The sequence below is a fragment of the Micromonospora sp. II genome (genome assembly GCF_001709195.1).
In the GTDB taxonomy this organism is placed as follows: domain Bacteria; phylum Actinomycetota; class Actinomycetes; order Mycobacteriales; family Micromonosporaceae; genus Micromonospora; species Micromonospora chalcea.
Window position 1 is genome coordinate 179,608 of sequence record NZ_LYXF01000004.1, and the last position, 20,592, is coordinate 200,199.

The following is a 20,592-nucleotide window of genomic DNA, read 5'->3' on the forward strand; positions in this document are numbered from 1 at the left end:
GTCAGACGCGGTTACCGGTCTTGCGGCGGGCGCTCACGCCGGCCACCACTGCCACCGCCACCAGGCCGCCGACCAGCAGCAGCGAGCCGGTGCCCCGGCCGCCCGCGGCGCCCCCACCGCCGGTCGCCGGTCCCTTGCTCGGCTGCGCCATGTTCAACACGGTGAGCATGGTCGAGGCGGTGTTGCCGTTGGAGCAGTCCAGGTTCACCGGGTAGTCGCCGGGCGCCTTGTTGCCGGGCACGGTGACCGAGCCGGTGAGGAAGCCGTTGTCGGGCCGCAGCGTCACCCGCCCGAAGGCGTCCGAGGTGACCTGGGCCTGACGGTTGTTGCTGTTGTCGCAGCCGGCCCGCAGGCTCACCCGGGAACCGGCCTGGACGCTGTTCGGCGTCACCTCGATGAACACGCTCTCGCCGGCCCGCGCCGGTGGCGCGGTCGCCAGGACGAACGTCGCGACCAGGCCGAACAGGCCCAGTACGGACGACAGCACGCGGTGTGACAGGAGCCCTCGCATGGTTCCCCCCTCCCGGCGCGACGGTGCGCCGGACCCACTGACGGGCAGCGGCGGCTGCTTTCCCGGGGGGCGGGGGAAGCTAACGAGGCGCCTTCACCACCGGATGCCAGGCCAGCGGCGTGGAGAGCACCATCGTGCTGGACGGCTGGCCGTACGGGGCGAGCCGGTCGATGACCTCCTCGAACTCGCCCATGTTGGTGGCGGCGACCTTGAGCATGCTGCAGGCGTCCCCGGTGATCCGGTGGATCTCCATGATCTCCGGCCAGCCGGCCACCTCGGGGTCGTTGAGGATGCAGCGCGCGCCGTAGCAGGACATCCGGATCAGGGCGAGCACCGTGCGTCCGGCCCGGGTGAGGTCGACGTGGGCGTGGTAGCCGGTGATCACGCCGGACTCCTCCAGCCGCCGCACCCGTTCGGCCACCGCGGGCGGGGACAGGTGGACCCGGCGGGACAACTCGCTGTACGAGAGCCGGGCGTCGGCCTGGAGCTCACGCAGCAACGCCCAGTCCATGTCGTCCACGCGGGGACCTTCCTTCCGTAAAGGGAGCGACGCGAGATGGTTTCGGTTCGCGAGGTGAGACCACCATACCGCCGTTGAACAGGCATTCCATTCGGCCGCCCACCAGCGGGATCATGACGTCTACCCCGCGCACGGACGGAGAACGACTGTGGAACAGACGACGGCGGTGCGCCCGGTAACCCCCCAGGAACGGGCGGCTCGGGCGGCACGCAACGGCGGCGAGCCGACGCTGGAATTCGCCGAGCGCGTGCCGTACGACGCCTACGTACGGGCCAGCACCCTGCACCGGCTCCAGGAGCCGCTCAGCGACGACCCGGGCGAGATGTCCTTCCTGATGGTCAGCCAGATCATGGAGCTGTACTTCGGGCTGACCTGCCACGAGCTGCGGCACGCCAAGCGTGAGCTGCGCGAGGACCGGATCTGGGAGGCGCTGGCCCCGCTGCGCCGGGCCGCCCTGCACCTGGAGGGCCTCAACGCGGCCTGGCACGGCCTGCGCTGGATGAGCCCGGCCGACTTCAACCGCTTCCGCGACCGGCTCGGCGAGGGCTCCGGCTTCCAGTCCGCGATGTACCGGCAGCTGGAGTTCCTGCTCGGCCTGCGCGACCGGGCGCTGATCCGCCCGTTCCGCCGGCAGACCGACGTGTACGACGAGCTGACCGCCGCGCTGGCCACGCCGAGCCTCTGGGACGAGGTGGTGGCGCTGCTGGCCCGCAAGGGCTTCGACGTGCCGGCCGAGCTGCTGTCCCGGGACGTCAACACCGAGCACGAGGCGCACCCGGCGATCGAGGCGGCCTGGGTCCGGATCTACGGCGACAGCGGCCCGGACAACCACCTGCGCCTGCTCGGCGACGCGCTGACCGAGATCGCCGAGGAGTTCGGCGACTGGCGCTGGAACCACGTCAAGGCCGTGCAGCGCACCATGGGCGCCAAGGTCGGCTCCGGCGGTTCCGCCGGACTGGCATGGTTGCAGCGCAGCATGGCCCGGGTGGTCTTCCCGGAGCTGTGGTCGGCCCGCACCGCGATGTGACGAGAGAGAACAGCATGCACACCCCCGAGAACGAAGCCCTCCGCCGCGACGCCGACGACCCCGGTCACCGGCACCTGTTCCACATCCCGCCGGCTGACGGCGGTCCCTACCCGGACACCGCGTACCTGGCCGGCAACTCGCTCGGCCTGCAGCCCCGCGCCACCCGGGACGAGCTCCTCGCCGACCTGGACGCCTGGCAGCGCCTGGGCGTGGAGGGGCACCTGGAGTCGGAGCGGCCCTGGCTGCCGTACCACGAGCTGCTGACCGCGCCGGCCGCCCGCCTGGTCGGCGCGCTGCCCGCGGAGACGGTGGTGATGAACTCCCTCACCGTCAACCTGCACCTGCTGATGGTGAGCTTCTACCGGCCGGCCGGCGAGCGCACCCGCATCGTGATCGAGGACAGCGCGTTCCCGTCGGACAGCTACGCGGTGCGCAGCCAGGCCCGCTTCCACGGCCTGGACCCGGACACCACTGTCGTCCGCCTCAAGCCGCGCCCCGGCTCCGACACGCTCGGCACGCAGGACGTGCTGGACTTCCTGGCCCGCGAGGGCCACACGGTGGCGCTGCTGATGCTCGGCGGCGTGAACTACCTGACCGGCGAGCTGATGGACATCCCCGCCATCACGGCCGCCGGGCGGGCCGCGGGCGCGGTCGTCGGCTGGGACCTGGCGCACGCCGCCGGCAACGTGCCGCTGGCGCTGCACGACTGGGACGTCGACTTCGCGGCCTGGTGCTCCTACAAGTACCTCAACTCCGGCCCGGGCGCGCTGGGCGGCGTCTTCGTCCACGAACGGCACCTCGGCGACCCGTCGATCCAGCGCTTCGAGGGCTGGTGGAGCACCGAGGCGGCCACCCGGTTCGAGATGACCCCGGTGTCCCGGCCGCCGGCCACCGTCGAGGCGTGGCAGATCTCCAACCCGCCGATCTTCGCGATGGGCCCGGTGCGTACCTCGCTGGAGCTGTTCGACTCCGTCGGCATGCCGGCGCTGCGCGAGCGCAGCCTGCGGCTCACCGCCTTCCTGGAGCAGCTGCTCGACGAGGTCACGCCGGGCCGCCCGCTGAGCGTGGTCACCCCGCGCGACCCGGCCCGGCGCGGCTGCCAGCTCTCGGTGCGGATCGGGGTGGGCAGCGCGAACGAGCTGACCAAGCGGCTGCGGCACGAGCACGGCGTCGTCGCCGACGCCCGGGAGCCGGACATCGTCCGGTTCGCCCCGGTGCCGCTCTACTCGACGTACCACGACTGCTGGCGGGTCGCCGAGGCGCTGGCGGCAACTGTTGAGAAGGAGGGCTCATGACCGAGCGCGACGAGATCGCTGTCGTCGGCGCCGGGCTGGCCGGCTGCCTGCTGGCCTGCTACCTGGCCCGGCGCGGCTACCCGGTGGCCCTCTACGAGCGGCGGCCCGACCCGCGTACCGGCACCGTCGAGCGGGGCCGCTCGATCAACCTGGCGCTGTCCGAGCGCGGCCTGGACGCGCTGCGCCGCATCGGCCTGGAGGACGAGGTGATGGCGGACGCGCTGCCGATGCGCGGCCGCATGATCCACCCGGTCGAGGGTGAGCCGGAGTTCCAGTCCTACAGCGGCACCGGCGACCTGGCGATCAACTCGATCAGCCGGGGCGCGCTGAACAACGCGCTGCTGGACGCCGCCGCCGCGCTGCCGAACGTGCGCGTCGCGTTCGACCACCGGCTGGTCGGCCTCGACCCGCTCGGCGGCGAGATGACGTTCGAGACCCCGCAGGGCAAGGTCACCGCCACCGCCTCGGTCATCCTCGGCGCCGACGGCGCCGGCTCCGCGGTGCGCGGGCAACTGCTCGCGTACGGGGGCCTGACCGAGAGCCTCGACTTCCTCGACTACGGCTACAAGGAGCTGACCATCCCGCCGCTGGGCGGGGAGTTCGCGCTCGACCCGGGCGCGCTGCACATCTGGCCGCGCGGCACCTCGATGATGATCGCGCTGCCGAACCCGGACCGCTCCTTCACCTGCACGCTGTTCTGGCCGACCCACGGCACGCGCAGCTTCGCGTCGCTGAGCAGCCCGGCCGCGATCGAGCGGTTCTTCGCCACCCACTACCCGGACCTGGTCCCGCTGGCCCCGAACCTGGTCGACGACTATCAGCACAACCCGATCGGCCTGCTCGGCACGGTGCGCTGCACGCCGTGGCAGGTGGCCGGGAAGGTCGGCCTGATCGGCGACGCCGCGCACGCCATCGTGCCGTTCTACGGCCAGGGCGCGAACTGCGCGTTCGAGGACGTGGTCGAGCTGGACCGCTGCCTCGACGAGTGCGACGACGAGTGGGCCGCCGCGCTGCCGTTGTTCCAGCACCGCCGCCAGGACAACGCGGAGGCGATCGCCCGGATGGCGCTGGCGAACTTCGTGGAGATGCGGGACAAGGTCGCCTCGCCGGTGTTCCGGGCCCGCAAGCAGGTCGAGCACGCGCTGGAGCGCGCGCTGCCCGGCCGCTACGTCTCCCAGTACGAGCTGGTCTCCTTCTCGACCACCCCGTACGCGCAGGTGCGCCGCCGGGTGCGCGCGCAGTACGCGGTCGTCGGCGCGGTGGCGGCCGGCGCGGTGGCGCTGCTCGCCGGTGGGGTCCGCGCGGCGCTGGGGCGGCGGCGATGACGCTCTGGGATCCCCGGCTGATGGCCGGGCACGCGCCGGACGGCCCCGGCCTGCTGCGCAACTTCGTCGGCGGCGAGTTCGTCGACGCCGGCTCCCGGTTCACCAAGCGCAGCCCGGTCACCGGCGAGCCGGTGTTCGAGGTGGTCGAGGCGTCGCAGTCCACGGTGGACGACGCGGTGGCCGCCGCCCGGGCGGCGCTGCGCGGCCCGTGGGGCCGGATGGGGGAGCGGGAACGCGCCGAGGTGCTGCGCCGGGTCGCCGACGAGCTGGAGAGGCGATTCGACGACCTGGTTGCCGCCGAGGTGGCGGACACCGGCAAGGCCATCTCGCAGGCCCGGACGCTCGACATCCCGCGCGGCGCGGCGAACTTCCGCGCGTTCGCCGAGATCGTGGCGACCGCGCCCACCGAGTCGTTCACCACTGTCACCCCGACCGGTGGCCGGGCGCTGAACTACGCGGTTCGCAAGCCGGTCGGCGTGGTCGCGGTGATCGTGCCGTGGAACCTGCCGCTGCTGCTGCTCACCTGGAAGGTCGCCCCGGCGCTGGCCTGCGGCAACGCCGTGGTGGTCAAGCCCAGCGAGGAGACCCCGGCCTCGGCCACGCTGCTGGCCGAGGTGATGGCCGCGGCGGGCGTGCCCGACGGCGTGTTCAACCTGGTGCACGGCTTCGGCCCGGGCTCGGCCGGCGAGCACCTGACCCGCCACCCGGGCGTGGACGCGATCACGTTCACCGGCGAGTCGGCCACCGGCAGCGCGATCATGCGCGCCGCCGCCGACGGGGTGAAGGCGGTCAGCTTCGAGCTGGGCGGCAAGAACGCCGGCCTGGTGTTCGCCGACGCCGACCTGGACGCGGCGGTCGCCGGTTCGGTGCGGTCCAGCTTCACGAACGGCGGCCAGGTGTGCCTGTGCACCGAGCGCATCTACGTGCAGCGGCCGGTGTTCGAGGAGTTCACCGCGCGGCTGGCCAAGCGCGCCGACGAGCTGGCGTACGGCTGGCCGGACGACGAGGCGACGGCGAACATGCCGCTGATCTCGCACGGGCACCGGGACAAGGTGCTCGGCCACTACGCGCTGGCCCGCACCGAGGGCGCCGAGGTCCGCGCGGGCGGCGGTACGCCGCGCTTCGGCGACGGCCGCGACGGCGGGGCGTACGTGCAGCCGACGGTGCTCACCGGCCTCGGCGCGGACGCCCGCACCAACCAGGAGGAGATCTTCGGCCCGGTGGTGCACGTCGCGCCGTTCGACGACGAGGACGAGGCGTTCGCGCTGGCCAACGGTACCGACTACGGCCTGGCCGCGACGGTGTGGACGCGGGACGTGGGCCGGGCGCACCGGGCCGGCGCCCGGCTCGACGCTGGCATCGTCTGGGTGAACACCTGGTTCCTGCGCGACCTGCGCACCCCGTTCGGCGGGGTGAAGGCGTCGGGTGTCGGCCGCGAGGGCGGCGTGCACTCGCTCGACTTCTATTCGGAACTGACAAACGTCTGTGTGGACCTGTCATGAGCGCGCGTGGTGGGCAGAATGGCCGGAATCCCCAGCGACGTAAGCGAGGAACCGCCATGACCGTGGACATCGAGGCCGCCAACCGGGAACTCGCGGTGGCCCGGCAGGAGGGCAAACCCTGCCCGCCGCTGCGCGGCCGGCTGCTGCCCGAGGGCGACGTCGAGGCCGCGTACCAGGTGCAGCAGGTCTACACCCGGCAACGGCTGGGCAAGGGGCACCGCCGCGTCGGCGCGAAGATCGGCCTGACGTCGCGGACCGTGCAGGAGAGCTTCGGCGTCTTCCAGCCCGACTTCGGGGTGCTCTTCGACGACATGGCCGTCGGCGACGGCGTCGAGGTGCCGATCGACCGGCTGCTCCAGCCGCGGGTGGAGGCGGAGATCGCCTTCGTGCTCGGCGCGGACCTGCCGGACGAGCGGGTCACCACTGTCGACCTGATCCGGGCGGTGGACCACGTGCTGCCGGCCATCGAGATCGTCGACTCGCGGGTCGCCGACTGGGACATCTCCATCGTGGACACGGTGGCGGACAACGCCTCCAGCGGGCTGTTCGTGCTCGGCACCGCGCCCCGGCGGCTCGCCGACGTGGACCTGCGGTTGTGCGGCATGGTGCTGGAGCACGCCGGTGAGCCGGTCTCGGTCGGCGCGGGCGCGGCCTGCCTCGGCAACCCGCTGCACGCGCTGCAGTGGCTGGCCGCGACCATGGCCCGGGCGGGCGACCCGCTCAAGGCCGGTGACGTGGTGCTCTCCGGCGCGCTCGGCCCGATGGTGCCGGTCACGCCCGGCGCCGCGTACGAGGCGCGCATCTCCGGGCTCGGCTCGGTGCGTACCTGTTTCTCGCGGGAGGGAAGCTCATGAGCGGCGTCGGAGTGGCGGTGCTGGGGTCGGGCAACATCGGCACCGACCTGATGATCAAGGTGTTGCGGCTCAGTGAGAGCCTGCGCATGGTGGCGATGGCCGGCATCGACCCGGCCTCGGACGGTCTGGCCCGGGCCCGCCGGCTCGGCGTGACCACCACCGCCGAGGGCGTCGACGGCCTGGTCGCGCTGCCCGAGTTCGCCGACGTCCAGCTCGTCTTCGACGCCACCTCGGCCGGCGCGCACAAGCGGCACGACGAGGTGCTGCGGGCGCACGGGCGCACGGTCGTCGACCTGACCCCGGCCGCGATCGGCCCGTACGTGGTGCCGCCGGTGAACCTCGACGAGCACCTGGGCGAGCCCAACGTCAACATGGTGACCTGCGGCGGGCAGGCGACGGTGCCGATCGTGCACGCGGTCGGCCGGGTCACCCCGGTCGCGTACGGCGAGATCGTCGCCTCGATCGCCTCGAAGTCGGCCGGTCCGGGCACCCGGGCCAACATCGACGAGTTCACCGAGACCACCGCTCGGGCGATCGAGGTGGTCGGCGGCGCCGAGCGCGGCAAGGCCATCATCGTGCTGAACCCGGCCGACCCGCCGCTGCTGATGCGCGACACGGTCTACTGCCTGTGCCCGGACGCCGACGCCGACCGGGTGAAGATCGCCGCCTCGGTGGCCGACATGGTGGCCGCCGTGCAGGAGTACGTGCCCGGCTACCGGCTCAAGCAGGACGTGCAGTTCGACGCCGTCGACACGTACGCGCCGGTGCTCGGCCGGCACTTCACCGGCCTGCAGGTGTCGGTGTTCCTGGAGGTCTCCGGCGCCGGGCACTACCTGCCCGCGTACGCCGGGAACCTCGACATCATGACGTCGGCCGCGCTGCGCACCGCGGAGCGGCTGGTGGCGCTGCGTTCCCCGGAGGGGGCACCCCGATGACCGACCTGTACATCCAGGACGTGACGCTGCGCGACGGCATGCACGCCATCGGGCACCGCTACACGGTCGACCAGGTGCGTACCATCGCCGCCGCGCTCGACGCGGCGGGTGTGGCCGCTGTCGAGGTGGCGCACGGCGACGGCCTGGCCGGTTCCAGCGTCAACTACGGGCACGGCGCCGCCGCCGACGCGGACTGGATCGCCGCTGCCGCCGAGGTGCTGACCACCGCGCGGCTGACCACGCTGCTGCTGCCCGGCATCGGCACCATCGCCGACCTGAAGGCGGCGAAGGCGCTCGGCGTGACAAGCGTCCGGATCGCCACGCACTGCACCGAGGCGGACATCTCCGCCCAGCACATCGCCTGGGCCCGCGAGAACGACATGGACGTCTCCGGGTTCCTGATGATGTCGCACCTCAACGACCCGGCCGGGCTGGCCGCGCAGGCCAAGCTGATGGAGTCGTACGGCGCGCACTGCGTCTACGTCACCGACTCCGGCGGGCGGCTGCTGATGTCCGGCGTGGCGCAGCGCGTCGACGCGTACCGGCAGGTGCTGGAGCCGGAGACGCAGATCGGCATCCACGCGCACCACAACCTGTCCCTGGGTGTGGCGAACAGCGTGCTGGCGGTCGAGCACGGCCGGATCCTCGGCGACGGCCCGCTGGGTTCGCCGTCCGGGCGGACCGTCCGGGTGGACGCGTCGCTGGCCGGCATGGGCGCGGGCGCGGGCAACGCGCCGCTGGAGGTCTTCGTCGCGGTCGCCGAGCTGCACGGCTGGAAGCACGGCTGCGACGTGTTCGCGCTGATGGACGCCGCCGACGACCTCGTCCGCCCGTTGCAGGACCGGCCGGTCCAGGTGGACCGGGAGACGCTCTCCCTGGGGTACGCGGGCGTCTACTCCAGCTTCCTGCGGCACGCCGAGCGGGCCTCGGCCAAGTACGGCGTGGACGTCCGCTCGATCCTGGTCGAGCTGGGCCGTCGCCGGATGGTCGGCGGCCAGGAGGACATGATCGTGGACGTGGCACTGGACCTGGCGAGCAAGGAGACCTCATGATCGGGCCGGACATCGCCGGCATCGCGGAGAAGCTGGGCGCGGCGGCCGACACCGCCACCGCGATCCCGCAGCTCGCCGCCGAGACCGGCCTCGACGTCGACGCCGCGTACGCGGTGCAGACCGCGCTGGTGAAGCGCCGCCTCGACCGGGGCGAGCGGCTGGTTGGCCTGAAGATGGGCCTGACCAGCAAGGCGAAGATGGCGCAGGTCGGCGTGGACGAGGTGATCTGGGGCCGGCTGACCGACGTGATGCGGGTGCCCGACGGCGGCGCCGTCGACGTCGGTGACTTCATCCACCCGCGCGTCGAGCCGGAGGTGGCGTTCCTGCTGGACCGGCTGCCCGACCCGGGCGAACCGGTCGGCTCGTTCACCCGGGCGGTACGCGCTGTCGCCCCGGCGATCGAGCTGATCGACTCCCGGTACGCGAACTTCACCTTCTCCCTGCCGGACGTGATCGCCGACAACACCTCGGCCGCCGCGTTCGTGGTCGGGCCGTGGGCGCCGGTGCCGGACGGGCTGGACAACCTCGGCGTGCTGCTGGAGATCGACGGGCGGGTGGCGCAGGTCGGCTCGACCGCGGCCATCCTCGGCGACCCGCGCCGCGCGCTGGACGAGGGCCTGCGGCTGGCCGGCCGGCACGGCGTCCGGCTGCGCAAGGGCTGGGTGTTCCTGGCCGGCGCGGCCACCGCCGCGGTGCCGCTGCGCCCCGGGGCGCACGTCCGCGCCACAGTGGAGAAGCTCGGTTCCGCCTCCCTGAAGGCTCTCCCATGACCGCCCGCGTGGTGGCCGGGAAGGCCGTGCCGCGGGGCGCGTTCCCGCACGTCAAGGTGGCCGGCGGATTCGTCTACGTGTCCGGTACGTCGTCGCGCCGGCCGGACAACACGTTCGCCGGGGTGTCGGTGGACGAGCTCGGCACCACCGACCTGGACATCCGGGAGCAGACCCGGGCCGTGATCGAGAACATCCGGGACCTGCTGCGCTCGGTCGGCGCCGACCTCGGCGACCTGGTGCAGGTCACCAGCTACCTGGTCAACATGAACGACTTCGGTGGCTACAACCAGGTGTGGGCCGAGTTCTTCGACGCCACCGGCCCGACCCGGACCACTGTGGCCGTGCACCAGCTTCCGCACCCGCATCTGCTGATCGAGATGCAGGCCGTCGCCCTTCTTCCGTCGGGAGGTTCCCATGAGTGAGATCGCCGAGCCGTTCAGCTTCTCCGGCTGGATCGGCGACAACCAGCACCTGCTCAAGCCCCCGGTGGGCAACAAGGAGATGCTGCCCGGCAGCGACGACTTCATCGTCATGGTGGTGGGCGGCCCGAACCAGCGCACGGACTTCCACGTCGACCCGTACGAGGAGTTCTTCTACCAGGTCAAGGGCAACATGCACGTCAACCTGATGCTGCCCGAGGGCCCGCGTACGGTGCACGTGCGCGAGGGCCAGATGTGGATGCTGCCGCGCAACACCCCGCACTCGCCGCAGCGTCCCGAGGCCGGCTCGATCGGCATGGTGATCGAGCGGGTCCGCGAGGAGGGCACGCTGGAGAAGTTCCAGTGGTACTGCGCCGAGTGCCACCACAAGGTGCACGAGGTGGAGTTGCAGGTCCGCGACATCGCCGCCGACCTGCCCCCGGTCTTCGCCGCGTTCTACGCCGACGAGAAGGCCCGCACCTGCGACAACTGCGGCGCGCTGCACCCGGGCAAGGGCTGACGCCGGTGTCGATGCCGGTCGTGGACGTGCACACGCACGTCGTACCGAAGGGGTGGCCGGACCTCGCCGCGGCGTGCGGCGGGTCCGGCTGGCCCTGGCTGCGGGTGGACTCCGAGCGCGCCGCCATGATCATGGTGGGGGAGACGGAGTTCCGCCCGATCGGCGCGCAGTGCTGGGACGCGCCGACCCGGCTCGCCGACATGGCCGCCGACGGCGTGGACGTGCAGGTCGTCTCGCCCACCCCGGTCTTCTTCAGCTACGACCGCCCGGCCGACCAGGCGGTCAAGGTGGCCCGGATCTTCAACGACCTCACCCTGGAGGTCACCGCGGCCGGCGGCGACCGGCTGGTGCCGTTCTGCCAAGTGCCGTTGCAGGACGCGGACGCGGCCTGCGCCGAGCTGGACCGCTGCCTGGCGGCCGGGCACGCCGGGGTGGAGATCGGCAACCACGTCGGCGACCGGGACCTGGACGACGCGGGCATCGTGCAGTTCCTCACCCACTGCGCCGAGGTCGGCGCGCCGGTCTTCGTGCACCCGTGGGACATGCCCGGCGGCCCCCGCCTGGACCGGTGGATGGCCCGGTGGCTGACCGGGATGCCGGCCGAGACGCACCTGTCGGTGCTGGCGCTGATCCTCGGCGGCGTGTTCGACCGGGTGCCGGAGACGCTGCGGATCTGCTTCGCGCACGGTGGCGGCAGCTTCCCGTTCTGGCTGGGCCGCGCCGACAACGCCTGGCACCGCCGCGGCGACCTGGTACGCGGCGCGTCGAGCGCGCCGCCCAGCTCGTACGTGGACCGGTTCCACGTCGACTCGGTGGTCTTCGAGCCGGCCGCGCTGCGGCTGCTCGTGGACACCATGGGCGCCGAGCGGGTGCTGCTCGGCAGCGACTACCCGTACCCGCTGGGGGAGCGGCCGGTGGGCCAGGTGGTGCACCGGGCGGACTTCCTCACCGACGATCAGCGGGCCGCGCTGCTCGGCGGCAACGCGCTGCGGTTCCTCGGCCGCTGAGACCGGCGCGGGTGCGTCCGTCGTCGCCCTAGAGTCGACGGACGCACCCGGCGCTGCTCAGGACCCGCCGGACGTGTCGCCCGGCCTCCCGGCCGCCGGACCGGCAGGATGGACGGCATGGCCGAGCCGCACGACCTGACCGCGCTGGAACAGGCCGCCGCGATCCGCCGGGGCGCGCTGTCCAGCCTGGAACTTGTCGAGCACCACCTGCGCCGGGTCGAGGCGCTCGGCGACACCGTCGGCGCGTTCGTCACCGTCACCGCCGAACACGCGCGGGCGGCGGCCCGGGCGGCCGACGCGGTCCCGGCGGCGGACCGGCATCCCCTGCACGGCGTGCCGACCGCGATCAAGGACCTGACACTCACCGCCGGGGTACGCACCACCTTCGGCTCGGCCGCCTTCGCCGACTTCGTCCCGCCGGTCGACGCCGACGTGGTCCGCCTCATGACCGACGCCGGCCTGGTCAGCGTCGGCAAGACCACCACCTCCGAGCTGGGCTGCTCGCTGTACTCCGAGGGGCTGGTGGCGCCGCCGGCCCGCAACCCGTGGGACCTCGCGGGCACAGCGGGCGGGTCCAGCGGCGGGGCGGCCGCAGCGGTAGCCGCCGGACTGGTGCCGGTGGCCCAGGGCTCCGACGGCGGCGGCTCGCTGCGCATCCCGGCCGCGCTCTGCGGCCTGATCGGCTACAAACCCAGCCGGGGCATGGTCTCCGGCGGGCCACTCGGCTTCGGTGGCTTCGGGCTGCCGGTGAACGGGCCGATCGGCCGCACCGTCGCCGACGTGGCCGCGCTGCTCGACGTGCTGGCGCGACCCGTGCCCGGCGAGCCGTACCTGCCGCCGGCCGCGCCCGCCGGCGGCTACCTCGGCGTCGCCCGCTCCGCCCGCGCCACCGGCCCCGGCCGGCTGCGCGTCGGCCGCTTCACCACGCCGATGCTCGCCGACGAGCCGGTCCACCCCGACTGCGTCGACGCCGTCGACCGGGCCGCCGCGCTGCTCACCGACGCCGGGCACGAGGTGGTCGACGTCCCCGCGCCGCTCGGCCCCGAGGCGTGGCCGCTGTTCGAGACCCTCTGGTACGCGCTGGCGGTCACACCGGTCCCGCCCGACCGGGAAGGCGAGCTGCTGCCGCTGACCCGGTACCTGCGGGAGCGCGGCGCGGCCCTCGGCGTCCCCACGCTGATGGCCGCGCTCGGCGAGCTGCAGGCGCAGGTACGCCTCGGCGTACGCCGTACCGCCGGTTGTGACCTGCTGCTCTGCCCGACGCTCGCGGCCCCGCGGATGCCGGTCGGCGCGCTCGCCGCCCTCGAACCGGCAGAGGATTTCGACAGGCAGCGGCGCTTCTCGCCGTACTGCGCGGTCTTCAACGTCACCGGCGATCCGTCCGTTTCCCTGCCGGTCGGACGCACCCCCGACGGCCTGCCGGTCGGGGTGCTGCTCACCGGCCGGTACGGCGACGACGCGACATTGGTCGCCACTGCCGCGCAGCTTGAGCACTCGAGTGGCGGATGGGATCAGCACCCCGCAATCTGGCTGGCCACCGACTCCGCTAACGTGAACATCACAAGTGAGGTGCGGCGCGGCCGGTCCTGACCGGTCACCCGACCCGAATCATTCCTGGTCTCTCTTTCCGCCTGGGGGCGTTGGGATTGTCTGTTACCGAGACGTTGGTGGTCTTCGTCGGCATCCCGGCCGCCGCGGTGCTGCTGATCGCCGGCCTGGCGGCCGTCGGGGGCAGCCGTGGCAACGGTGGCGGCGCCAAGCGCTACCGGCCGGGCCGGCCCTTCGACTTCACTCCGGTCTGGTTCCTGAGCCGTCCGGAGCAGCTGGCCGACTCGGCCGGCACGGCGCTGTCCGCCGGAGCGCAGGCGCCGGCGTTGACCAGCCGCAAGCAGGAGCAGGCCGGCCGGGAGGCGCCGGCCGGTGGAACCGGAGGCGCAAGTGACCGTTGGTGAAGCGCGGCCCACGACGGGGACGGACACTCCGCCCGACGTGCTGGACGGACCGTTCTCGACCCGTCAGCTGCTCCGCATCGACGAGGCGCTGCGCCTCGCCGACCAGGGCACCGGCCTGGTCTTCTCGGTCTACGTCGGCGGGCTGGACGAGCCGATCCGGGAGCACGCCGAGCGGCTGCACCGCCAGCTCGCCGAGCCCGACCGCTCGGTGCTGATCGCGGTGTCGCCCAACCAGCGGCAGCTGGAGGTCGTCACCGGCCGGTACGCGCGCAAGCGCATCCCGGACACGTACGCGAAGCTGGCCGCGCTCTCCATGGTGGCCGCCTTCGGTGGCGGCGACCTGGCCGGCGGCATCATCCAGGGCCTCGACCAGCTCGCCAGCCACGCCGGCAAGGGCTGACCCGCCCCGCACACGACGAAGCCCGGCCCGCGCACCGCGCGGGCCGGGCTTTCTCGTCGTCTCAGCGGGGCCAGGCAGAAGGATCCAGGCGCATGGGCCACGGCTCGTCGAGCTGGGCGGCGTCATCCGGCCCGACCGTACCCATCAGGTTGTAGTGGACACCCTTGACCAGTTGGTAGCGGTAGATCACCGGGCCGAAGTCGCCTCGCTCCACCCGCCAGTAGTGCGGGATGCCGGCCTCGGCATAGAGCGGAGGCTTGATCAGCCGGTCATACCGGCGGCTGCTGGGTGACTCGATCTCGACGACGAGCGCGACATCCGAGGGGTGCGTCCACAAGCCGTCCGGGGGAGCGCTCGGCCTCAGCACGGAGATGTCCGGAATGAGATTGGCGACAGGTGCCCGGAGCCCGGCCTCCCGAATGACCCACCAACCGGTCGGCGCAGTGGCCTGGAGCGCCGATCGGATCTCGTCGGCCAGAAGTTGGTGCCCGTACCCGGGGGGTGGGGTCACGTGCAGGCTCCCGTCGATGATCTCGTAGCGGCTTCCGTCCTCGGGGAGGTCGGACAGGTCCTGCTCCTGCCACGGCCGCTCCGGCGGGCGCCACTCGTGGGTCGGTTGTGCCATCACGTCCACCTCCTCCGCACACGATAACGGCCGGGGGTCGGCGCGGGCTCCCACCCACGCCGGCCCCCGGCCGCCGCGCCCCTGCTTTCAGGCGCTGCGGGCGTCCCGCTCGCGGGCCCTCAGCGCGCGGACCACACCGTCGCGACCCTCCGCCACCAGCCGCCGCAGCGACGCCGGCCGCCCGTCCTGGGCCAGCCACTCGTCGGTGGCCGCGACCGTGTCCTCCTCGACCAGGTGCGCCGGGTAGGCGAGCTGGACGAACTCCTGCGCCGGCTCGCTGTCACGCTGCGCCCACACCTGGTCCACCGTGGCGAAGTACCGCTCCCGGTACGGCGCGGTCAACTCGACCTGCGCCGCGTGGGTGAAGCCCTGCAGCAGCGCCCGGTTGCGCCAGTTGGGCAGCGCGTCCGGGCCGGTGAGCAGCGCCCACACCGCCGCCTTGTTCTCCTCGGTCGGCACCAGCGCGTACGCGTACGCGGCCTCCCGCTCGCCGCTGGCGGTACGGTCGGCGGCCAGTTCCGCGTCCACGTCGGCGGCACCGGCCGCGCCGTTGGCCACGAGCGACTGCAGCACGGTCCAGCGCAGCTCGGTGTCGACGGTCAGCCCCTCCGGCACCCCGTTGCCGTCCAGCCAGCCGCGCAGCGTCGCCAGGTCCTCGCCGGAACGGGCCGACGAGGCGTACGCGCGGGCCCAGGCGAGCTGGAAACCGCTGCCCGGCTCGGCGGCGGCCAGCGCGGTCCGGGCGGTACGGGCCAGGTCCGCCCAGCCGGTCGGCGCCCACTCCGGGTCGGCGTAGAAGGTGAGCGCGGTGTTCGCCTGCCGCAGCGTGGCCGTGACCAGGTTGATGTCCGTCTCGGCGGTCAGCCCGGCCAGCACCAGCGCCACGTAGTCGCGGGCCGACAGCTCGGCGTCACGGGTCATGTCCCAGGCGGCCGTCCAGCACAGCGCCCGGGCCAGCGACGAGTCGAAGCCGGCGATGTGCTGCACCACGGTGGCCATCGACCGCTCGTCCAGCCGCAGCTTGGCGTACGTGAGGTCCTCGTCGTTGAGCAGCAGCACGTCCGCGGCGGGCTTGCCGTGCAGCTCGGACAGCTCGGTCAGCTCGCCGGTCACGTCCGTCTCGATCAGCTCCCGGCGCACCAGCCGGCCGTCGGTCAGGTCGTACAGGCCCACGCCGATGCGGTGGGTACGCAGCGTCGGGTAGCCCGACGGCGCCTCCTGCCGGACCACCACCCGCTCGTACGTGCCGTCGGCGCCGATGGTCACCTCCGGGCGCAACGTGTTGACCTGCGCGGTCTCCAGCCACTGGGCGGCGAACTTGCGCAGCTCCCGGCCCGAGGCCGTCTCCAGCTCGGACAGCAGGTCGTCGAAGGTGGCGTTGCCCCACGCGTACTTGCCGAAGTAGGCGCGCAGGCCGGCCAGGAACGGCTCCTCGCCCACGTACGCGACGAGCTGCTTGAGCACGCTCGCGCCCTTGGCGTACGTGATGCCGTCGAAGTTGACCTCGACCGCCTCCAGGTCCGGCATCTCGCAGTAGACCGGGTGGGTGGAGGAGAGCTGGTCCTGCCGGTAACCCCAGTTCTTGCGGATCGACAGGAACGTGGTCCAGGCGTCGGTGAAGCGGGTGGCGTGCGTGTTGCACCAGTGGCTGGCCCACTCGGCGAACGACTCGTTCAGCCACAGGTCGTTCCACCAGCGCATGGTGACCAGGTCACCGAACCACATGTGCGCCAGCTCGTGCAGGATCGTGTTGGCGCGCTGCTCGTACTCGAAGTCGGTGACCTGCGAGCGGAAGATGTAGTGCGACTCGGCGTGCGTGACGCAGCCGAAGTTCTCCATCGCGCCGGCGTTGAAGTCCGGCACCCAGAGCTGGTCGTACTTGGGCAGCGGGTAACGCACGCCGAACTTCTCCTGGAAGAAGTCGAAGCCCTGCGTGGTGATCAGGTGCAGGTCGTCGGCGTCCATGTGCGGGGCCATGCTGGCCCGGCAGAAGTAGCCCATGTCGATGCCGTCGTGGCTGCGGCGCACCTCGTGGTACGGCCCGGCGCAGAGCGCGGTGATGTAGGTGCTCATCCGCTCCGAGAGCGCGAAGTGCACGGTCTTCAGCCCCTCACCGGCCGCCTCCTCGCGGGCCACCGGCATGTTCGACACGACCCGCCAGTGGTCCGGCACCGTGGCGTGCCAGGTGTAGACGCTCTTCAGGTCGGGCTGGTCGAAGCAGGCGTAGACCTTCTGCGCGTCGGCGGTCTCGAACTGGCTGTACAGGTAGGTCTCGCCGTCCACCGGGTCGACGGTGCGGTGCAGGCCCTGCCCGCTGTTCGAGTAGCCGAAGTCGGCGTCGACCACGAGCACGTTCTCGGCGGCCAGGCCGGTCAGCGTGAGGCCCCTCTCGGCGGACCAGCCGGACAGGTCGACCGGCTCGCCGTTGAGCGTGGCGGAACGCACCGACTCGGCGGCCGCCTCGATGAAGGTGGTGGCCCCCGGCTCGGCGCAGCGGAACCGGACCTCGGTCACCGAGCGGAACGTGCGACCGGTGGGCTGCACCGCGGTCGACAGGTCAAGGCTGATGTCGTACCCGGTCACCTCGAGCAGGCGGGCCCGCTCGGTCGCCTCGACCTGGGTCAGGTTGCGCACTCCCGGCACTGTTCGTCTCCATCCCACTCGTCTCGCCGCGCCCCGCGGCACCGGTCTTTCCCGGCCCGCTCGTGACGGCCCGCTGAGAACCGAGTCTTCCATGCACGGACCGCTCCCGGTGGTCGAGGTCACGCTCTCATTCCGGTACCGGTCGATACGGCCGTGGGTGGAGGATCGGGAGTGACCGCGCCGGATCCCCGGCGCGACATTGTCGTGAAGGGATGACACCGTGACCGAACGTGTCACCGCGGACATGTGGTTCGACCCGCTGTGCCCGTGGGCCTGGATCACCTCCCGCTGGCTGCTCGAGGTCGAGCAGGTCCGGGACGTGGACATCCGGTTCCATGTGATGAGCCTGTCCGTGCTCAACGAGGGCCGGGACCTGCCGGAGGAGTACCAGGACCTGATGGTCAAGGGCTGGGGTCCGGTGCGGGTGTGCATCGCCGTCGAGCAGGCGCACGGCGCCGAGACGCTGGCGAAGCTCTACACCGCGATGGGCACCCGGATCCACCTCGGCAAGGAGGAACTGGGCCGCGACATGCTGGTCGGCGCGCTCACCGACGTCGGTCTGGACCCGGCGCTCGCCGACGCCGCCGAGTCCACCCAGTACGACGACGCGCTGCGGGCCAGCCACGAGGCGGGCATGCGGCCGGTCGGCACCGAGGTGGGCACGCCCGTGATCCACGCGCCGGGCCCGGACGGCGGGCAGGTCGCCTTCTTCGGCCCGGTGATCACCCCGGCGCCCAAGGGCGAGGCGGCCGGCCGGCTCTGGGACGGCGTGCTGCTGGTCTCCGCCACCCCCGGGTTCTACGAGCTCAAGCGCACCCGCGAGCAGGGCCCCATCTTCGACTGAGGGGTAAGGAAGGGCCCCTTCTTAACGCCTCCGGCAGCGGAAGGGCCCCTTGTTAACACCCGCAGCGCGCCCCGAGCCCCGCACCCGCCCGTCACCGGGCCGGTGCGGGGCTCGTTTCACCGGATGTCCCAGCCGACGGCCCACGCGAGGCCGCACCACGGCAGCTCCTGGAGGCGTTCCCATGGCTAAGCACCGCCGCATGTCCGACGACGCGCCGCAGCCGGCGACCGAGGACTCCGGTGCGACGTACTGGTCGGTGACCGAGAGCGACTGGCCGGCCGGCCCGGCCGAGGTGGCCGACCTGCTGGCCCCGCCGATCGTGGTCGGCGTGGCCCGGGTGGTGGCCACGTCGCGGATGACGCCGCCGGCCGAGACCGTCCGGCCCGGGCGGGCGCCGTCGCGTACCGGCGCCGCCGCGGGCGCGACGACGGTACGCCTCAACGCCGGCTCCCGCCCCGCCGCCCCGGCTCGCCGTCCGGTTCCGGGCCGGCACCGTAACCCCACCGCCTGAGCCGCCCTCCCGGTGTTAAGAAGGGGCCCTTCCTCTACCGGAGGCGTTAACAGGGGGCCCTTCCTTTCACCTGGTGGTAAGGGGGTGAGTCCGGCGGCGGGGGCGATCGGGGCCCGGGTAGCGTCAGCGGACATGACGGTCGTGCATCCGATCAACCGGGCCTGGATCACCACTGGYGGCACCGGCGCGCAGAACTACGACGAGTTCGCCGACGACGCGGAGATCACCTCCATCGTCGAGGCGAATCCGCACAGCGCGCTGGGCATCGAGATGCCCCACCGGGCGCCGGGCAGCCTCGGGAAGTCGTTCCTCGACGCGCTGCCGGACGCGGTGGCGCGCCTGGCCGAGGCGAAGGCGGACGGCAGCTACACGCCGGCCGAGCAGGTGGTGGTGCTCTACCGGATCAGCGCGCCGGGCGAGGAGAGCGCGTACGGGCTGTGGGCCATGGTCGACACCGACCAGATCTCCACCCGCGCCGACGAGCCGGGCCTGGTGATCCGCAACGAGGACGTGTTCATCGCCAAGGTGCGCGAGCGCGTCGCCCTGGCCGAGGCGCTCGGTCACCTGCTCTCGCCCGTACTCCTGCTCCAGACCGGTAGGGGCGACGAGCTGCACGCCGCGCTCGCGGCGGCGACCGAGGCGGCCGGGGCCCCCGCCGCGACCGACGTCGACCAGTCCGGTCGCACGCACGCCATCTGGCTGCTCGGCCCGGGTGCCACGCAGGACGAGCTGACCGCGCTCGCCGGCGGCGGGGAGCTGGTGGTCGCGGACGGCAACCACCGCAGCCTGGCCGCGCAGACCGGCGGGTTCCCGCGCTTCCTCGCGGTGGTCACCACGCCCGCGTCGGTCGCGATCCAGCCCTACAACCGGCTGGTCAGCGAGCTGACCACCACGCCGGAGGAGTTGCTCGACCGGCTGCGAGCGGCGGGCGCGGAGATCACCCCGGTGGACGGGCCGGTCGACGTGCCGGCCACCGGCGGCGTCGTGCGCCTCTACCTCGGCGGCCGGGGGTACGCGGTGACGCTGCCGCACGTCGGCGCGGGCCGGCTGGAGAACCTCGACCACGCGCTCGTCGAGCGTCTGCTGCTGCGCGACGCGCTGGGCCTCGACCCGGGCGACAAGCGGATCACGTACGTGGGCGGCGACTATCCGGCGAGCTGGCTCGTCGGTGAGGTCGACGCCGGCCGGGCCGAGCTGGCGGTGCTCGTCGCGCCGGTGACCGTGGACGACTTCGTCGCGGTGAACCTGGCCCGGGAGAAGATGCCCCGCAAGAGCACCTGGTTCACCCCGAAGGCGCGGGCCGGCCTGGTCGTGGCCGAGCTGCCGCACTGACCGTGTGACGTACCGCCTCCGGGTCGCCGCCGGTTCGCCGGCCCGGAGGCGGGCCTGTCAGACTGCGCGGTATGCGCGTCTACCTGGGATCCGACCACGCCGGTTTCGAGTTGAAGGTGCACCTCGCCAACCACCTGGCCAAGCAGGGCTACGAGGTGGTGGACGTGGGTCCGCACGCCTTCGACCCGGACGACGACTACCCGGCGTTCTGCCTGCACACCGGCGACCGGGTGGTCGGTGACCCGGGCAGCCTCGGCGTGGTCATCGGCGGCTCCGGCAACGGCGAGCAGATCGCCGCGAACAAGGTCGCCGGCGTCCGGGCGGCGCTGGCCTGGAACGTGGAGACCGCCCAGCTGGCCCGCGAGCACAACGACGCCAACGTCGTCGCGATCGGCGCCCGGCAGCACACGCTGGACGAGGCGACCGCGCTGGTCGAGGCGTTCCTGACCACGCCGTTCTCCGGCAACCCCCGGCACAGCCGGCGCATCGAGCAGGTGGCCGCCTACGAGCAGAGCCGCAAGCTGCCCGAGCTGCCCGCCTGACCGGAC

The 20,592-nt window shown here is 72.8% G+C and carries 22 protein-coding genes; 18 read left to right on the forward strand and 4 right to left on the reverse strand.

Translation table 11 applies throughout. The features are described 5' to 3' along the window. Position 1: 1 nt before the first annotated feature. Both A8711_RS02030 and A8711_RS02035 read right to left on the reverse strand, forming a co-directional pair. On the reverse strand, positions 2-511 hold the full coding sequence (locus A8711_RS02030; protein WP_043328906.1) for a hypothetical protein: 510 nt from the start codon (positions 509-511) through the stop codon (positions 2-4). Between the two features lie 79 nt (positions 512-590). Continuing rightward, positions 591-1,031: an Lrp/AsnC family transcriptional regulator gene (locus tag A8711_RS02035; protein ID WP_030502195.1), complete on the reverse strand. Its 441-nt coding sequence runs from the start codon at positions 1,029-1,031 to the stop codon at positions 591-593. Positions 1,032-1,179: 148 nt separating this feature from the next. Here A8711_RS02035 and A8711_RS02040 point away from each other — a divergent pair, with 148 nt between their 5' ends. The 14 genes from A8711_RS02040 (at position 1,180) to A8711_RS02105 (ending at position 14,089) form a co-directional block, all read left to right on the forward strand. Continuing rightward, the gene (locus A8711_RS02040) at positions 1,180-2,058 is read left to right on the forward strand and encodes a tryptophan 2,3-dioxygenase (protein ID WP_043328908.1); all 879 of its coding nucleotides are present in this window, start codon (positions 1,180-1,182) and stop codon (positions 2,056-2,058) included. 14 nt (positions 2,059-2,072) lie between these two features. Continuing rightward, positions 2,073-3,353, forward strand: a complete 1,281-nt coding sequence (kynU, locus tag A8711_RS02045) for a kynureninase (RefSeq protein WP_069087294.1) — start codon at positions 2,073-2,075, stop codon at positions 3,351-3,353. After that, positions 3,350-4,678, forward strand: coding sequence for an NAD(P)/FAD-dependent oxidoreductase (locus A8711_RS02050; RefSeq protein WP_069087295.1), 1,329 nt, complete (start codon positions 3,350-3,352; stop codon positions 4,676-4,678). The genes kynU and A8711_RS02050 overlap by 4 nt, the downstream gene beginning before the upstream one ends. A 20-nt stretch (positions 4,679-4,698) precedes the next feature. Beyond that, positions 4,699-6,180, forward strand: coding sequence for a 2-hydroxymuconic semialdehyde dehydrogenase (locus A8711_RS02055; RefSeq protein WP_069087322.1), 1,482 nt, complete (start codon positions 4,699-4,701; stop codon positions 6,178-6,180). Positions 6,181-6,236: 56 nt separating this feature from the next. Continuing rightward, on the forward strand, positions 6,237-7,034 hold the full coding sequence (locus A8711_RS02060; protein WP_069087296.1) for a 2-keto-4-pentenoate hydratase: 798 nt from the start codon (positions 6,237-6,239) through the stop codon (positions 7,032-7,034). Next, positions 7,031-7,969, forward strand: coding sequence for an acetaldehyde dehydrogenase (acetylating) (locus A8711_RS02065; protein WP_069087297.1), 939 nt, complete (start codon positions 7,031-7,033; stop codon positions 7,967-7,969). Before A8711_RS02060 ends, A8711_RS02065 begins: the two co-directional genes overlap by 4 nt. Continuing rightward, a complete protein-coding gene (gene dmpG / locus A8711_RS02070) occupies positions 7,966-9,021 on the forward strand; it encodes a 4-hydroxy-2-oxovalerate aldolase (RefSeq protein WP_069087298.1) in 1,056 nt (351 codons plus the stop codon). The genes A8711_RS02065 and dmpG overlap by 4 nt, the downstream gene beginning before the upstream one ends. Further along, entirely contained in the window at positions 9,018-9,791 is a 774-nt protein-coding gene (locus A8711_RS02075) for a 2-keto-4-pentenoate hydratase (protein WP_069087299.1), read from the forward strand. Before dmpG ends, A8711_RS02075 begins: the two co-directional genes overlap by 4 nt. Beyond that, positions 9,788-10,213 (forward strand): RidA family protein, encoded by a 426-nt coding sequence (locus A8711_RS02080; protein ID WP_069087300.1) that lies wholly within the window; start codon positions 9,788-9,790, stop codon positions 10,211-10,213. Before A8711_RS02075 ends, A8711_RS02080 begins: the two co-directional genes overlap by 4 nt. After that, complete coding sequence (locus A8711_RS02085) at positions 10,206-10,730, forward strand: 3-hydroxyanthranilate 3,4-dioxygenase (protein WP_030502185.1); 525 nt, start codon at positions 10,206-10,208, stop codon at positions 10,728-10,730. The genes A8711_RS02080 and A8711_RS02085 overlap by 8 nt, the downstream gene beginning before the upstream one ends. A 5-nt stretch (positions 10,731-10,735) precedes the next feature. Beyond that, positions 10,736-11,737 (forward strand): amidohydrolase family protein, encoded by a 1,002-nt coding sequence (locus A8711_RS02090; RefSeq protein ID WP_176722732.1) that lies wholly within the window; start codon positions 10,736-10,738, stop codon positions 11,735-11,737. 117 nt (positions 11,738-11,854) lie between these two features. Further along, the gene (locus A8711_RS02095; RefSeq protein ID WP_069087323.1) at positions 11,855-13,327 is read left to right on the forward strand and encodes an amidase; all 1,473 of its coding nucleotides are present in this window, start codon (positions 11,855-11,857) and stop codon (positions 13,325-13,327) included. A 74-nt stretch (positions 13,328-13,401) separates the two neighbouring features. After that, on the forward strand, positions 13,402-13,689 hold the full coding sequence (locus tag A8711_RS02100) for a hypothetical protein (RefSeq protein ID WP_043328923.1): 288 nt from the start codon (positions 13,402-13,404) through the stop codon (positions 13,687-13,689). Further along, a complete protein-coding gene (locus tag A8711_RS02105; protein ID WP_030502180.1) occupies positions 13,676-14,089 on the forward strand; it encodes a DUF5130 family protein in 414 nt (137 codons plus the stop codon). The genes A8711_RS02100 and A8711_RS02105 overlap by 14 nt, the downstream gene beginning before the upstream one ends. A gap of 61 nt (positions 14,090-14,150) precedes the next feature. Here A8711_RS02105 and A8711_RS02110 read toward each other — a convergent pair whose 3' ends face one another. Together A8711_RS02110 and pepN are read right to left on the reverse strand one after the other, a co-directional pair. Then, the gene (locus A8711_RS02110; protein ID WP_043330997.1) at positions 14,151-14,714 is read right to left on the reverse strand and encodes a Uma2 family endonuclease; all 564 of its coding nucleotides are present in this window, start codon (positions 14,712-14,714) and stop codon (positions 14,151-14,153) included. Positions 14,715-14,801: 87 nt separating this feature from the next. Further along, positions 14,802-17,348: an aminopeptidase N gene (pepN, locus tag A8711_RS02115; protein WP_069087301.1), complete on the reverse strand. Its 2,547-nt coding sequence runs from the start codon at positions 17,346-17,348 to the stop codon at positions 14,802-14,804. A gap of 229 nt (positions 17,349-17,577) precedes the next feature. Between pepN and A8711_RS02120 the strand changes: the two genes are divergently transcribed. From A8711_RS02120 to A8711_RS02135, 4 genes are all read left to right on the forward strand, one after another. Further along, positions 17,578-18,201: a DSBA oxidoreductase gene (locus A8711_RS02120; RefSeq protein WP_043328926.1), complete on the forward strand. Its 624-nt coding sequence runs from the start codon at positions 17,578-17,580 to the stop codon at positions 18,199-18,201. Positions 18,202-18,382: 181 nt separating this feature from the next. Next, positions 18,383-18,712 (forward strand): hypothetical protein, encoded by a 330-nt coding sequence (locus A8711_RS02125; RefSeq protein ID WP_069087302.1) that lies wholly within the window; start codon positions 18,383-18,385, stop codon positions 18,710-18,712. A 132-nt stretch (positions 18,713-18,844) separates the two neighbouring features. Further along, positions 18,845-20,044 carry a DUF1015 family protein gene (locus A8711_RS02130; RefSeq protein WP_069087303.1) on the forward strand — a complete coding sequence of 400 codons (1,200 nt, stop codon included), beginning with the start codon at positions 18,845-18,847 and terminating at the stop codon, positions 20,042-20,044. Between the two features lie 71 nt (positions 20,045-20,115). Then, on the forward strand, positions 20,116-20,586 hold the full coding sequence (locus A8711_RS02135) for a ribose-5-phosphate isomerase (protein WP_043328932.1): 471 nt from the start codon (positions 20,116-20,118) through the stop codon (positions 20,584-20,586). Positions 20,587-20,592: the final 6 nt, after the last annotated feature.